Consider the following 14,389-nt stretch of genomic DNA (forward strand, 5'->3'; position numbering starts at 1 on the left):
CGATCACTTCATGGAAGGGGGAAATCGGATGGAACAGTCAGGTACTGTCAAAATGACCGGCAAGGAAAAGGATGCTCACTGGTACAGTGAAAAGTTCCGGGGCAATGCGCATAAGCCGGAGCACTACACGGCATTTCGATATTACTTCTTGTTCGCCGCTTTGGTGACACGATTGGCCCCAGATGGGGACGAATCGGTCCTCGATATTGGTTGCGGACCGGGGCATTTGGCGGGCTTGTTGCGCGACGTGGGCGTGACACGGTACTGCGGTTTTGACTTCAGTGAAGCCCGCATCGAATTTGCAAGGGCTACCTATCCCGATCGCGAGTTTCATGTCGCGGACATTTTTGAAACCGATTTATTCGAAACCGTCGACTACAATACCGTCGTTTGCACTGAAGTCTTGGAGCACATCGAACGCGATCACGAAGTCTTGAGCAAGATCAAGCCCGGCACCCGGTTCTTGGGTTCGGTTCCCAGTTATGACTCAGCTGCGCACGTCCGCTACTTTACCAGCAAGTCGGACGTGGAAGACCGTTACCGTGAGCATTTCGCCCGCCTGCGTATCGACACGCTCCCTCACGGAGTGAAGGGAGAACGGATCTACGTCATCGACGGCATCATCATGTAACAGCAACTCGATGAGACGACCAAACTGTGAGTGTCGCGTCTGCTCTGAAATAACGTACCCCACGATAGGCTTCTCTTACGCATGAGCGAATTTCCCGCAGTGATTTTTGACATGGACGGCGTCCTGGTTGATTCCTACAACGCGCACTATGAAAGTTGGCAACGCTTAGCGGCTGAACGGGGTTTTAAGTTCACCCGGGCGCAATTCTTGACCACTTTTGGACGCGTTAGCCGTGAGGTGATTGTCGAGTGCGGTCTGCTGGACGCCCCCACGCCCGAGGCGATCGCCGAGATCGATGATGCCAAGGAATTGCATTTTCGCGACATTCTGCGCGAGGACTTTCGGGCGATGGACGGAGCCCGCGAATTGATCGATGCCCTCGCTGCTGAGGGAATTCCGATAGCCGTGGGGTCGTCCGGTCCGCTGGAAAATGTCGATTTGGTGATTGACTTACTTAGCAAAAGAGATCACCTTAAAGCCGTGGTGACTGCCCGCGACGTGACGCGAGGCAAGCCGCATCCAGAGGTGTTTCTCAAAGCGGCTGCCGGTTTGGAAGTCGAACCACGCAATTGCGTCGTCATCGAGGACGCACAGGCAGGGATCGCCGCCGCACACGCCGCTTCAATGGTCTGCATCGCCTTGGTCAGTGCCGGGCATACGGACGAGGAATTGTCAGCCGCCGATCAGGTGGTGCATTCGTTGCGGGACCTTTCGCCGGCAAGCATTCGCGACACATTTCAACAACTGATCCCATGATGTTCTCAGACGAACAATCGAAAGCAACACGCCATGACCGAACCGACCAACAATCTATTTGATTTGACCGACAAGGTGGCCCTGATCACCGGTTCCAGCCGGGGTATCGGATTGGCAATGGCCAGTGGCTTGGCACAGTCCGGCGCCAAAGTAGTGCTCTGCGGCCGGAAACAAGAGGGGATCGACGAGGCGGTCAAAACCATTCGCGTCAACGGCGGCGAAGCGACCGGCATTCCCGCGCATATGGGCCGCGACGAAGATCTACAGGCATTGGTCAACCATGCGGTCGAGACGTTTGGTGGCGTCGATATTCTTGTCAACAACGCGGCGACGAATCCGGTCTTTGGCCCGTTGTTGGACAACGATGACGCCGCCTTTGACAAGATCATGGAGGTCAACGTCAAGGGGCCGCTGAATCTCGCCAAACTCGTGCACCCGATTATGGTCTCGCGCGGCGGCGGGTCGATCATCAATGTCAGCAGCATTGGCGGACTTCGCCCCGAACCGATGCTGGGGCTGTACAGCATGAGCAAAGCGGCCCTGATCAGTTTGACCAAAGTGATGGCGGCCGAATGGGGTGGCGATTCGGTCCGCGTCAATGTGCTCTGCCCGGGTCTGATTAAAACGCAGTTCAGCCAGGCGCTGTGGTCGAACGAAAAGATTCTCAACAGTGTCGTCGGCAAACTGCCGCTCAAGCGGATTGCCCAACCGGAGGAACTGGTGGGAATGACGGTTTACTTAGCGTCAGCGGCCTCGAGCTACTGCACCGGTTCGGTGATGACCGTCGACGGTGGGCACACGATTTAAACGCTCGGTTCGTTTGCGGCATGACAATTAGCGCCGCGCGAAATCCGCTTCCGGGCTGGAGGCGGTTGCATACAGTTTCCGTGGGATGCGTCCCGCGCGATACGACCAACGCCCGGCACGCGTTGCCTCTCGCATGGCATGCGCCATCATCAGTGGATCGTTGGCGCCGGCGATTGCCGTATTCAGTAAGACGCCGTCACAGCCCAGCTCCATGGCCCCGCTGACGTCGCTCGCGGCGCCGACACCGGCGTCGACGATCACCGGATAATCGGGGTCGCCATCTTTGAGGTACTCCAAGCAAATCCGAATGTTGTTGGGATTCAAAACCCCTTGCCCGCTGCCGATGGGGCTGCCGGCCGGCATGACCGAAGTCGCTCCCGCTTCCTTCAAACGCCGCGCGGTTATGGGATCGTCCGTCGTGTAGACGAGCACCTGAAACCCCTCGCTCACCAACTGCTCGGTGGCGGCCAAAGTCGCCATCGGATCGGGCAACAAGGTTTTTGCGTCGCCCAAGACTTCAAGCTTCACCCAATCTGCACCAGGATTTTCCAGGCCGGTGAGAATCTCCCGCCCCATCCGCGCGGTCCGCACAGCATCTTCGGCATTAAAGCACCCGGCGGTATTCGGCAGGATTGTATAGCGTTCTAGGTCGATGAAATCCAAAATGTTCCGGCCTTCGGCATCCACCAGCCGTTCGCGCCGCACAGCCACGGTGATCACGTCCGCCGCGCTGGCTTCCAGGCATTCCCGCATCAATTCAAAAGTGGCGTACTTCCCCGTCCCGACGATTAACCGCGACGTGAATTCGTGGGAGCCTAGGACGAGCGGAGAGTCGCTTAGAAGTTCGGTAGACATGTTTTGTTTCTAGTAGGCGGTGGGCAGTAGGCAGAAAAATGGGTGCCACTGGCGGCTTGTCCGCCAGTGGGGTTGCTAACAGGTAAGAAGTGTGATGTCAGCGTTTTATATCAACGACCGGTTCATCCTCCGCCGACGAGGGTGACGATTTCTAGTTGATCGTTCGGCTCTAGTGTGCAGGTTGCGTGATCGCCGCGCGGAATGAGCTGCAGGTTGCGTTCCACAGCCAGGTACTTCGGCTGTAATTCCAATTCGCGTAACAGGTCCGCAACCGAGATCCCAGCCGCGATTTCACGCGTTTCGCCATTGATGCTAATTTCCACTGTTGCAAATTCCCACGGGACTTTTCTACTTCAATCGATAATCAACGAACGGGGCTGCAAGGCCCGTTTTCGCTTGCGGCAGCGTTTGCAGATGGGCCGACAAGCGCAGTTTAGAGACCGATGCCTCAAAGCGTCAACCAATTCGCGATCCACGTCCTGCTTGGCCTCTCAGGACTCGTGACTCAACCTTCATGACGGCCCCGACACCCAGCCGCACTTTCCAACGATTCCGGAGGCCAAAGAGGACCATCCTCTCGGTGTCCCCTGGGAACCCTGTGGCTAATTGTTTTCAGAAGCTTGGTAGCGGACCAACCGCGCTGGGTAACAGATTTATCCGCGATCACCTCCTTTCTGACTGAGCACGATTATTTTTCCTTCGTCGCACAGAGCTTTCCATTGCTGTTTCATCTGAGGGTTTGGGAATTGTGAGCCTTACCAAATTCGGCGGAGCGAAATTTACGGTGACGAGGGTTTCTGCATCTCGTTCAGCAATCCGGCAACAGCAGCATCCAGTTGTTCTCCAACGAGATGCTTGTGGCGAATGATCCCTTTGTGATCAAGGACGATGATTGTCGGCCATTGGTTGATCGACCATTTTTCTGAAATGGGATGGCCGCTATCGCCTCCGTCCCACCAGTTCTGCCACCTGATCCCTTGCGATTTGACGGTCTTATCGATTTTTTCACGGTCTTTATCAGTGGCGACTCCGAGAAAAGCGAAGGTATCATCTTGATGCTTCGCGACGAGTTCATTGTGGTGTGGCAGCATTTTTATGCACGGTTTGCACCACGTGCCCCAAAAGCAAAGCACGACGACTTTTCCACGATAGCTGCTGAGTGTCATTCGCTTACCGTCAAGATCCTCACCGTCGATTTCGGGAGCGACTTTGCCGATCGCGAGTTTTGATATGGCGAAGTAATCCGGTTTAACGGCCTGTGCAAGGTTTTGTCCGCGGGACTTCACATCGGCAAATTCAGTCATCAGTCGTTCAAACAGCAGTTCTGCTTCGGCATTTGTTTTGGCGACATCAAGCTTCTTCAGATGCTTTAGCAGATCTATGTCGAGTTGACTTTCCATCGCTTCCGCGAATCGCGGATTCTGAAGCAATTGTGCATAGCGCACCAATCCCATTTTGAACTTGGCAAGTAACACGCAAGCGAGAGCCTGAGTCTGTCGTGAACTGCCGTGATCCACAAAGACGCGCGTCCAGGTCTCCGCGTCATGGGGCGGAAGATTGCCAGTCACGGCTACGGCGGCCTGAAAAAATCGCTCACTGTCGAGGTCGAGATGATCCTTCACCAAGAGAGCGGCGGCGCGCATTGCTGGCTCCGTCTTGCCACCATGAACAACGATCAGTACCAAGAGGTCGGCCGCAAGCTGGTCTTTCGAATTTCTTTCCGCCCAATCGACGAAGCGAATCGCGCCTGGAACGGGCTTAGGGCGCAGTGTTTCCTTGACGTTTGTGCGTTCCTCGGGAGTCTTGCTCTTTGCAAGCGTCTCCTCGAATCTCTGTTGCGAGATGGCATATTGATCGATCAGAGATTTGAGTTCCGATCGCGTGACGGGCGTATGGGTCTTGGGTTGGCCTGAGTCAGCGATTAACGGCCCTGCCGAGATGCCGATGATGATCATCGAGCACAGACACAAAATGCGTCGAAACATGGCGAACTCCTCAAATTGGGTTGCGAATAGAGAGCCCCAATCTCATCAAAAGGGGTCGCAACCGAGCGGAGCGCACTGAGCGTGAACCGATTGCACGGCGGCCATGTGATAATATATTAGCACAACTATTGGCCAAGTGACAAGAAGATTCATCCGACATTTCGAATGTGCATTTATTGCCAAACATGGGATCGATCCAGCAGATTTCGCATTATGGAAGTTCAGGCCGACTTCCGCTGTCACATCATTTCATGCAGTTCCTGGAATCACCGCTGCGGATTCGCTAATTTGTGTTTCGCACACAGCATACTTTTCGGCCTCATTCGTGAAGGAGTCACGCCGCATGACCAGTACAACTGTCGAACAAATTCTGGTGGTTCCCACGTCGTTGTTTCGCGAAATCGGATATTTCGAGGGACTCTCCACCAACGTTCAGCCGTATTTGGAAACGTTGCTCGACCCGATTCACACCAGCTATCAGCCGCGGGATGTGATGGAGGCGGACCCGGAATTTAAGCAGTTGATTCCGTACTGCATTTTCCAGCATGCGGGGGAGATTTTTTACTACACCCGCGGCGGCGGACAGGGAGAGAAGCGGTTGCACGCCAAACGCTCCATCGGTGTCGGCGGGCATGTTTCCTCTGTGGATGAAAACCAAGCGGATTCGCCTTACCTCGAAGGGATGCGGCGGGAGATTGACGAAGAGGTTCATGTCGAGTCATCCTATACGGATCGTTGTGTGGGCATGCTCAACGACGACAGCAACGATGTCGGCAAGGTTCACCTGGGAATCGTGCACGTTTTTGACCTCGAAGAACCAAAAATCCGCCCGCGTGAAAAAGACATGCTGGAAACCGGTTTCGCCCCGCCCGAACAATTGTTGGCGGAGATTGATCAATTCGAGACTTGGTCCCAAATCTGTCTTAAAGCTCTGTTTTCGTAGTTCCACCTGCTGGATCTCTGCAAAGTCACCCCATGCTTCACGCCAGCCAAACTCCTACACGCTGCGAAATCTCAACCGAGCAAATACGCTTGGTGTGCGAACTGACTGCCGACCGGTGGCAACACACGATATCGGTCTCCACAGGGGAGAAATGGGTGGACGTTTTGACCTCCCTCGAAGGTTCGCCAGAGGACGAATCGCCGGCCAGTCCGGTGTTTCAGGAGCTTTTGCTGGATGAGAAACACGCGCAGCTGACCGAAGTCCAACTGTTCGGCCGCTCCGGCAAATGCCTGTATGCCGTTGCTGTGGGTATGAATACCGAGACAAAAATTCTCGATTTCGATGTCTCGGCGCGGTTTGTGGGAGCCGAGTTGCCCGCGCGGGTCACCAGTTCCTACGCAGGAGGAGACTGGGCCGTTGCGGAGAAGTCACCTCCCATCGCGACCGAGGCACAATCCGGCTTGCGGCTAGCAATTCTTGACGTGCCGGGAATGCCGCCTTGCGAAGCCCATTGGTTCACAACAGCAGGCCTGAAAATAGGTTATGGGGACCTTTCCGGTGTTCCGACAACAACGGGTGGAACAACGATCCGCTGGCAATACCAGGTTTCCTGGGCCGCGCTCTCTTGATTTCAGGCGGCCGATGCTTCAAAATTCCCGCACGCGTGTTGAAAACCTAATATCGCGACACAGATTTCGACTGATCGCCGCCATTGGGCAGCGCCACATCAGTCCGACAGAACATATTGAAGGCAGACAATGACTATTGAAGCGGCCGAACAACTCAAACGGGAATTCACCGACAAGTACGTTGTTGTCGAGTCGGGCGTGCCGGAATTATTGCGGTTCGCGTCACGCACGGGAATCGTGAAAACGGTCAACATGAGTGGCCGAGCACTGGTCGAATTCGACGGTGGCGAGGACATCACCTGGTACGACATCGACCCCAGCTATCTGAAGGTTGTAGACAAGCCCGAACCCAAAAAAGCCGCTGCCCCTGCTAAAAAGGCCGCTCCGGCCGGGAAAGCCGCTGCTGCGAAACCGGCCGCCAAAAAGGGCATGAGCCCCTTGGAAATGGCTCGCGCCCAAGGCGCCGGCGGAAAAGATGCTGCCCCGGCGGGAGACAAACCGCTCTCGCCGCTGGAACGCGCACGCATGGAAGGTGCCGCTGGCGGGGGAAGCAAGACGGCCGAGAAAAAACCTGCTGCAAAACCCGCAGCCGCTGGAGGCGACAAACCGCTCTCCCCATTGGAACGTGCCCGCATGGAAGGGGCAGCTGGTTCGGGTGCAAAAGCCGCTCCCGCCAAAAAACCGGCCCCGACTGGCGACGGTGGGAAACCGCTCTCTCCGTTGGAACGGGCTCGGATGGAAGGTGCCGCCGGATCGAAATCCAGCGAACCAGTCGCTGAGGAAGCCCCAGCCGCTGAAGCAGAAGAAGTCAAAGCCCCCGCCGCCAAAGCCTCTACGACGGGTGCGGACGGCAAACCGCTCTCCAAAATCGAACTCGCCCGCCAACAAGGCGCGTTTAAGGGCTAGGTCGCCCCGATTGGCAAGCGGCGAGCGCATACGCATCCAATGCACGCAGCGCTCCACAGACACTCCCTTCGCCCTCCGGAAAAGTGGCCGGGGGGGTGGGCCCGCTAACCCAAACGGGTCCCCACGAATAGCACGTGACGCACGAAACAACTATTTCGTCGTCGTCGCTTTTTCGCCGGAGACCTGTCGCAACTCTTGGTGCACACGCAAGGCGTTCCGCAAGTTTTTCGCATAGCTGCCTGATTTTTGGTAGCCGACGATGTTGGCCAGCATATCGGCGTCGGAATTGACGACGATCGTCGCCGGGAGCGATTTTACCTTGAGGATTTTGGCAACCTTCTCGTCTTTTTCCAGATCCAGCTTCACAGCGATAAAGTTGTTGTTGATGAACTTCGCCATATTCGCTTCGTTCAGCGTCTCTCGTTCCAACTTGTGGCAGAAGAAACACCAATCGGCACCGAAGACCAACAGGATCGGTTTCCCGGTTTTGAGAGATAGCTTGTGCGCTGCCGTGAGGTTGGGTTGCCAATCCACTTTTTTGACCGCCGTCTTTTCAGCGGCTGTGACGGCTGTGGTCGCGGTAAAGCAGACGAGTAGTGCCAAACAGAATTTGGCCAGTGGGCGTCGATCCATGACAGTCATCCCCTGGGTAGGTCTCAACGAAGAGTAAATATCGGTAAACGCCCCTCGGCCCGCGCGGCATCTCATTTCGCGACAGTATTGGGGACATGCATTCCGGTTATGCACTCTATATCGGTGCGCACGGTGGCAAGGCTGTGTGCGAATCTTCACCAAGAGGGTGGGAAATGCGGAAACAGTGCGAAAAAGCTGGTGATCTTTGGAGAAATCACCTCTGTTGCCGCCGTTTTAGGAGGAAGCGGCGATCGCGTTCGCTTATCCCAATTTGTGGGGGTGCATGCGCAACTGTCCTCTAGCGGAGCAGGAAGTTGCGAGAGTAGGCGCGGGGCAGCGTTTGCCCGACGGAATGTGCAGGCCTAAACCTCAATCCCTAAATCCTCAATCTTACGATACAGACTCGATAGGCCCAGCCGCAGGCGTTTGGCGGCTTCGCGTTTGTCGGGGCATTGGCGTAGGACTCTGGAGATGTGGAGTCGTTCGTAGTGTTCGCGGGCTGAGCGGAGGTCGTCGGTCGCTGGCAATAGTTGGCCGACGCCCAAGAGATCCGGCGGCAGGTCCTGGGGGCGGATTTGGGTGCCTTCGCACATGATCACAGCTCGTTCGATGGCGTTGTCGAGTTGCCGGACATTGCCTTTCCAGCGGGCCGACATCAATAGCCGCATGGTTTCGCTGTCGACGCCGCTGACCCGTTTGCCCATTTTAGCCGTATGTTTGCCGAGAAACGAATCAACCAGTTCGGGGATATCGTCTAGGCGTTCGTGGAGCGGCGGGATTCGCATTTTTACGCCATTGAGCCGGTAGAACAAATCCTCCTGAAAGCGCCCCTCGGAAACTTCCTGGGCCAAGTCGCGCGTGGTGGATGCAACAATGCGGGCGGAGATGGATTGCGGTTCGACGCCGCCGAGCGGAACGACTTCCTGATGTTCGATCACGCGTAACAATTTGGCCTGCGTCCCTAAAGGGAGTTGGGCGACATCATCCAGAAAAACGGTCCCTTCGCCAGCGTGATGGAACACGCCTTGTTGATCGGACTCCGCTCCGGCAAAGGCTCCTTTGCGATGGCCGAAGAGTTGGCTTTCCAACAACTCGACCGGCATGGTTGCGCAGTTGGCGGCTAGGAAACGTTCCGAAGCATTGGGCCCGGCGCGATGGATGGCGCGGGCAAAGAGTTCCTTACCCGTACCGCTCTCTCCCTCCAACAACACGTTGGATCGCGTGACCGCAATTTTGCGAATCGACGCCTGGGCTTCGCGGATAGGGATGCTGCTGCCGACGATTTCGCCAAAGGAATCCTGCCGTGTCAATTCGCGGCGCAAGGCTTGATTCTCGACGTACAACTGTCGAAACCGAAACAGCCGGTCGATTTTGTGCCGCAAGTCCTCGAATAACACCGGTTTGACCAGGTAGTCTGCTGCTCCGGCGTGAAACGCCTCGACCGCGTTTTCGACGGTGGCGTAGGAGGTGATCACCAGTACAAACAGGTTGGGATCGAGTTGTTGCAACCGCCTGAGCAGCGCGATACCGTCGCCGTCGGGGAGCTGCACATCGCAGAGCGCAACTTGAAAGTCGCGTTGCTGCGCCAGAGCGAGTGCCTCGCCGACGTTGGCCGCCTCGGCAACGTCGAACCCTTCGCTGGTGAGAAACTCGCTGAGCGTCGTGCGAATCACGACCTCGTCTTCGACAATCAAAACTGCGGGTAATTTTTTCACGGTGTTGTCATTTCCGTTCTAACTGCTTCCGATTCCAGGACATCAGGATGAATGCGTACGACTTCGCAGGTCACATACACGACGAATGTCGTCCCAGCCGAGGAACTCTCGCGCAATTCGATCCGCCCTTCGCCGGCCTGCTCAATGATTCCGCGGCAAACAAATAGCCCCAAACCGGTGCCGGTCTCTTTGGTCGTAAAATACGGTTGAAAAATCCGCTGTTGGTTCTCTGCGGAAATCCCATGCCCGTCGTCGCTGATGGCGACTTCGATTGTGCCATCCTTGAGTTGTGTGGAGATTTCGATCGTCCCACCTTCATCGGTGGCATCCATCGCGTTGAGAATCAAATTCAACAGGATTTGCACCAATTGATCCCGCGCCGCTCGCAACAAGGGGATCCCCTCAGCATAGCGGGTGACGATCTTTTTTCCTTTTTTGCGTTTGTAATATTTAGCGATATTCAAAGCGGCATCAATGATTTCGTGAATATCGCATTTTGATTTTTGTGTGGTGGCCGGGCGGCTGAAATCGACTAACTCCCGCAATGTCCGTTGGATCCGTCGCAATTGATCATCGACCAGGCTCAGTTTTTCTCGGGTGTATTCATCGGTCGGACGACGATTGAGCATTTGCACCAACGAACTGATGGCGGCTAACGGGTTGCCGACTTCGTGCGCGATTCCCGCTGCCAACAGGCCGAAAGCGGCATGCTTCTCCTGCTGCACTAACTGGGCTTGCGACTCCTGGAGTTCCTGTGTCCGCTCGGCGATCCGCTGTTCCAATAACAATTGATTTTGCGTCAATTTGTCGTTCATTTGGCGGAGCCGTCCGCCGGCATTTTGCAACAATCCACCCAACGACGTTCCCGCCCAGGTCACCCACCCCATGAAGATCAACATCAACAACAACGTTTCCCCGGACCCTGCCACCAGATGCAAACCCCCATCGGGGCCGGGAACGCGATTGACCAAAACCAGCGTAGCAAAACTCAAACTGTGTAGCGTGAAGGTCGAATAGGTCAGCCAGCGAGAATAGCGCAGGGCGAATACCAACAACGACAAAAAGTAGTAATACCGGAAGGGACTTTCGGCCCCTTGATCGAAGTAGCACAGCAAGCCAATGAACACGGCTTCCATCACCGCCACGATCAACGGCGCTCTGCTGAGAAAGACTTTTCCGCGAATGCTCCAGACCGTGTCCAACAGCGCATACACGGCCCCCAGCGTGAGGATGGCGTTCATGACCGCATGATTGTGGATATCCCGTTCCAGCACGTTTACCAGCGCGTACCCCACACACAAACCGAACCAGCGAATGCGGACGGTGATGGTCTCGGCGGCTAGATCCCACCGGGGTGTCTCGTTGGATGTGCGGCTCAAGGCCTCGTCGTGACTCAAAACAGCTCCAGATTTTTTACAATCATTCAATCCTAATTATCATTATAGATGAGTCGCCATCGGTTGGTAGCGTCAAAAGAGGGTAGTTTTCGCCTCCGGCGAGGGGGCGGCAGAATAGTCGGCGCCGCGACGTTCTGGTAAACTCCCGCTCGCACGATGCCACCGTTTCACATGTCCGAGAAATTGATCGATGAATATCGTAATCGCTACGTCAGAGGCCGTTCCCTTTGCCAAAACGGGCGGATTGGCCGATGTCACCACGGCACTGGCCAAGGCCTTGCAGGAATTGGGGCATGATGTCTCGCTGTTCTTGCCCTATTATCAACAAAAACAATCCACCGGCGCCGCTGCGGAATTCCCGCTGACGTCGACAGGATTTGACTTGTCGATCCCGATTGGCGGAAAAACACGGGGCGGACGGGTGCTCCGCACAGAGTTGCCCGACTCAGACGTCGGAGTGTACCTCATCGATCAACCGCTGTACTTCGACCGCCCCGAACTGTACACCGAAAACAACGTCGACTATCAGGACAACTGTGAACGGTTCGTCTTCTTTTCTCGTGCGGTCCTGGAAGCAGCACGCATGCTCGATTTGCGACCCGATGTCGTGCATGCCAACGATTGGCAGACGGGACTGATTCCGGCGCTGCTGAAATTGGAATACTCCAAAACGGCGGAGTTCGCACAAACCGGCTCGGTGCTCACGATACACAACTTGGCCTTTCAAGGACAGTTTTGGCACTGGGATATGCTGCTGACCGGATTGGACTGGAAGCATTTCAATTGGAAGGAAATGGAATTCTACGGGCACCTGAATCTGCTGAAAACCGGCATCGCCTTTAGCGACTACATCACCACTGTCAGTCCCACGTACGCGCAGGAGATTCAAGGGGAAGCCAACGGCGCCGGGTTGGATTCGGTCCTCACGCATTGCGCCGACCGATTGGTGGGGATCCTCAACGGGGTAGATATGTCGCAATGGAATCCCAAAATCGATCCGCATCTTGCGCAGAATTACGATTCCGCAACCGCCGCAGACGGGAAACCCGCCTGCAAAGCTGCTTTGCAAGAACGAATGGGACTGCCGCAGCGGGCCGAGACACCGGTCTTGGGCATGGTGTCGCGGATGGCGGATCAAAAGGGATTCGACATCATCGCCGGCTGTATCGATGACATCTTGGCCCAGGATCTGCAACTGGTATTTTTAGGCACTGGCGATGCGAAATACGAGGACTATCTCACACAACTTGCCGCGAAGTATCCTGACAAGGTTGCCGTGACAGTCGGCTTTAACGAAGCTCTAGCGCACCAGATCGAAGCGGGCAGCGATATGTACCTGATGCCGAGTCGGTTTGAGCCGTGTGGGCTGAATCAGATGTATAGCTTAGTCTACGGCACGGTCCCGATTGTTCGGGCAGTGGGGGGGTTAGCCGATTCGGTTGTGGATGCGACGCCGGAGAATTTGCGGTCCGGGACTGCCAACGGGTTTTCGTTTGTGGACTATCGCCCGGAGGCGCTCGCATCGGCGCTGCAGCGCGCATTAGACGCCTACAAGGATCGACAACAATGGCGGCAATTGGTCACCAATGGGATGTCGGCCGATTGGTCTTGGCAAAACAGCGCCCGCCGCTATGTCGACGTCTATCGACAAGCAATCCAACGTCAGGGGCTCATGACTGCGACAACGGCTGAATAGTCGACAGGCCCCATCGATTCGGGTATCGTGATATATTGATTCGCCCCGAAAGGCCTCTACGGCCCTCGACACGATATTTCCCCAATTGAGGACTCCTATGAGACACCGCCAAACCTCGCGCCGCGATTTTCTGAAAACTTCTGCTCTGGGAACCGCCCTGTGGGTCAGCGGGACTCAAAGTCTGCGAGCTGCGAAGTCTCCGAACGAAAAACTCAACATCGGCGCCATCGGCGTCGGCGGTCGTGGCCGAGCGGATTTGAACGCTGTAGCCACCGAAAACATTGTCGCCTTGTGCGACGTCGACGACACACGGTTGGGACAAGCGGCCGAAGGTCATAAATCGGCCAAGACATATGCCGACTACCGGGAATTGTTGCAGCAAGACGATCTGGATGCCGTTGTGATCGGCACGCCGGACCATCACCACGCTCCGGCCGCTATTCGCGCGTTGCGGCGGGGTTTGCCGGTCTATTGCGAAAAACCACTGACGCACACCGTTCGCGAAGCCCGCTTGCTGACCGAAACCGCACGCAAAATGGGTGTCGCCACTCAAATGGGGACGCAAAATCACGAACATCCCGGCTACGTAAAGATGATCGATTTGGTGAAGCAAGGCACCATCGGCCCGGTCCGCGAAGCCCACGTCATCACCGACCGTCCCGGCCGGTGGTGGAAGCAAGGACAAACGGTCCCGCAAGACCAGCCGGCGGTTCCCAAGGACCTGCATTGGGATCTGTGGTTGGGACCGGCAGCGGAACGGGCATACAGTCCCGCCTACGTCCCCTTCGCTTGGCGGGGTTGGTGGGATTTTGGTTGTGGTGCGATCGGCGATATGGCCATCCATCTGATGGATCCGGTCTTCATGGCACTCAATTTGGGCGGACCGGTCAAGGTGACGTCGACGGGTCCAGCGGTATTGCCCGCCAGCGGTCCAACGGAAATGATCACCAAGTTTGAATTTGCCGCCCGGGGCGATCTGCCGCCCTGCACCGTCTATTGGTACGAAGGCGAAGCCCGGCCGACTGGTGAGGTCGCCGAACGCTTGCCGATGAACGGCAGCTTGCTGATCGGCGACGACGGACAAATCGCCTGCCCGCATGCGAAATATCCAACGTTGTTCACAGGGGATGAGACGAAAGATCTCACACCGGAGAATGCCGAGGAATTCTCCCAAACGCACCACCATCAACAATGGATCACCGCCTGCAAAACCGGCAGCCCGACCGGCAGCAACTTTGACTACGCCGGCCCCTTCACCGAAATCGTACTGTTGGGCAACGTGGCCTACCGCACCGGTGAAATGGTGCACTATGATCCGCAGAGCATGAAGATCACCAACAACGCGCAAGCGAACGATTTGTTGGACAAGGAATACCGCGTGGGTTGGGAAGTGTGATCCAGTAGGCAGTAGATTATTGCTTTTATTATCGAATACC

Annotated in this window: 14 protein-coding genes; 8 read left to right on the top strand and 6 right to left on the bottom strand. The window is 56.1% G+C overall.

The features are described from left to right. Positions 1 to 28: 28 nt before the first annotated feature. The 3 genes from CA54_RS25785 to CA54_RS25795 all read left to right on the top strand — a co-directional run bounded on the left by CA54_RS25785 (position 29) and on the right by CA54_RS25795 (position 2,194). The gene (locus CA54_RS25785; protein WP_197532838.1) at positions 29 to 631 is read left to right on the top strand and encodes a class I SAM-dependent methyltransferase; all 603 of its coding nucleotides are present in this window, start codon (positions 29 to 31) and stop codon (positions 629 to 631) included. Between the two features lie 81 nt (positions 632 to 712). Then, positions 713 to 1,387, top strand: coding sequence for an HAD family hydrolase (locus CA54_RS25790; protein WP_146373868.1), 675 nt, complete (start codon positions 713 to 715; stop codon positions 1,385 to 1,387). 33 nt (positions 1,388 to 1,420) lie between these two features. Next, positions 1,421 to 2,194, top strand: coding sequence for a glucose 1-dehydrogenase (locus CA54_RS25795; RefSeq protein WP_146373869.1), 774 nt, complete (start codon positions 1,421 to 1,423; stop codon positions 2,192 to 2,194). A 27-nt stretch (positions 2,195 to 2,221) separates the two neighbouring features. Here CA54_RS25795 and CA54_RS25800 read toward each other — a convergent pair whose 3' ends face one another. The 3 genes from CA54_RS25800 to CA54_RS25810 all read right to left on the bottom strand — a co-directional run bounded on the left by CA54_RS25800 (position 2,222) and on the right by CA54_RS25810 (position 5,034). Continuing rightward, positions 2,222 to 3,049: a thiazole synthase gene (locus tag CA54_RS25800; RefSeq protein ID WP_146373870.1), complete on the bottom strand. Its 828-nt coding sequence runs from the start codon at positions 3,047 to 3,049 to the stop codon at positions 2,222 to 2,224. Positions 3,050 to 3,171: 122 nt separating this feature from the next. After that, positions 3,172 to 3,372 carry a sulfur carrier protein ThiS gene (thiS, locus tag CA54_RS25805; RefSeq protein ID WP_146373871.1) on the bottom strand — a complete coding sequence of 67 codons (201 nt, stop codon included), beginning with the start codon at positions 3,370 to 3,372 and terminating at the stop codon, positions 3,172 to 3,174. 456 nt (positions 3,373 to 3,828) lie between these two features. Next, entirely contained in the window at positions 3,829 to 5,034 is a 1,206-nt protein-coding gene (locus CA54_RS25810; protein WP_146373872.1) for a TlpA family protein disulfide reductase, read from the bottom strand. Between the two features lie 343 nt (positions 5,035 to 5,377). Here CA54_RS25810 and CA54_RS25815 point away from each other — a divergent pair, with 343 nt between their 5' ends. The 3 genes from CA54_RS25815 to CA54_RS25825 all read left to right on the top strand — a co-directional run bounded on the left by CA54_RS25815 (position 5,378) and on the right by CA54_RS25825 (position 7,512). Further along, on the top strand, positions 5,378 to 5,977 hold the full coding sequence (locus CA54_RS25815) for a phosphoesterase (RefSeq protein WP_146373873.1): 600 nt from the start codon (positions 5,378 to 5,380) through the stop codon (positions 5,975 to 5,977). Positions 5,978 to 6,132: 155 nt separating this feature from the next. Next, positions 6,133 to 6,606, top strand: coding sequence for a hypothetical protein (locus CA54_RS25820; protein WP_146373874.1), 474 nt, complete (start codon positions 6,133 to 6,135; stop codon positions 6,604 to 6,606). Positions 6,607 to 6,735: 129 nt separating this feature from the next. Continuing rightward, positions 6,736 to 7,512 carry a hypothetical protein gene (locus tag CA54_RS25825; RefSeq protein WP_146373875.1) on the top strand — a complete coding sequence of 259 codons (777 nt, stop codon included), beginning with the start codon at positions 6,736 to 6,738 and terminating at the stop codon, positions 7,510 to 7,512. 150 nt (positions 7,513 to 7,662) lie between these two features. On the opposite strand, the gene CA54_RS25830 is transcribed toward CA54_RS25825, so the two are convergent. From CA54_RS25830 to CA54_RS25840, 3 genes are all read right to left on the bottom strand, one after another. Further along, positions 7,663 to 8,145: a thioredoxin family protein gene (locus CA54_RS25830; protein ID WP_197532839.1), complete on the bottom strand. Its 483-nt coding sequence runs from the start codon at positions 8,143 to 8,145 to the stop codon at positions 7,663 to 7,665. 362 nt (positions 8,146 to 8,507) lie between these two features. Continuing rightward, positions 8,508 to 9,860 (bottom strand): sigma-54-dependent transcriptional regulator, encoded by a 1,353-nt coding sequence (locus CA54_RS25835; RefSeq protein WP_146373877.1) that lies wholly within the window; start codon positions 9,858 to 9,860, stop codon positions 8,508 to 8,510. Continuing rightward, positions 9,857 to 11,257: a sensor histidine kinase gene (locus tag CA54_RS25840; RefSeq protein ID WP_231963199.1), complete on the bottom strand. Its 1,401-nt coding sequence runs from the start codon at positions 11,255 to 11,257 to the stop codon at positions 9,857 to 9,859. The genes CA54_RS25835 and CA54_RS25840 overlap by 4 nt, the downstream gene beginning before the upstream one ends. Before the next feature lie 190 nt (positions 11,258 to 11,447). On the opposite strand from CA54_RS25840, the gene glgA reads away from it, so the two are divergent. Next, a complete protein-coding gene (gene glgA, locus CA54_RS25845) occupies positions 11,448 to 12,953 on the top strand; it encodes a glycogen synthase GlgA (protein ID WP_146373878.1) in 1,506 nt (501 codons plus the stop codon). Positions 12,954 to 13,050: 97 nt separating this feature from the next. Beyond that, on the top strand, positions 13,051 to 14,349 hold the full coding sequence (locus CA54_RS25850) for a Gfo/Idh/MocA family protein (RefSeq protein WP_146374202.1): 1,299 nt from the start codon (positions 13,051 to 13,053) through the stop codon (positions 14,347 to 14,349). Positions 14,350 to 14,389: the final 40 nt, after the last annotated feature.

Source organism: Symmachiella macrocystis, from assembly GCF_007860075.1.
GTDB lineage: Bacteria > Planctomycetota > Planctomycetia > Planctomycetales > Planctomycetaceae > Symmachiella > Symmachiella macrocystis.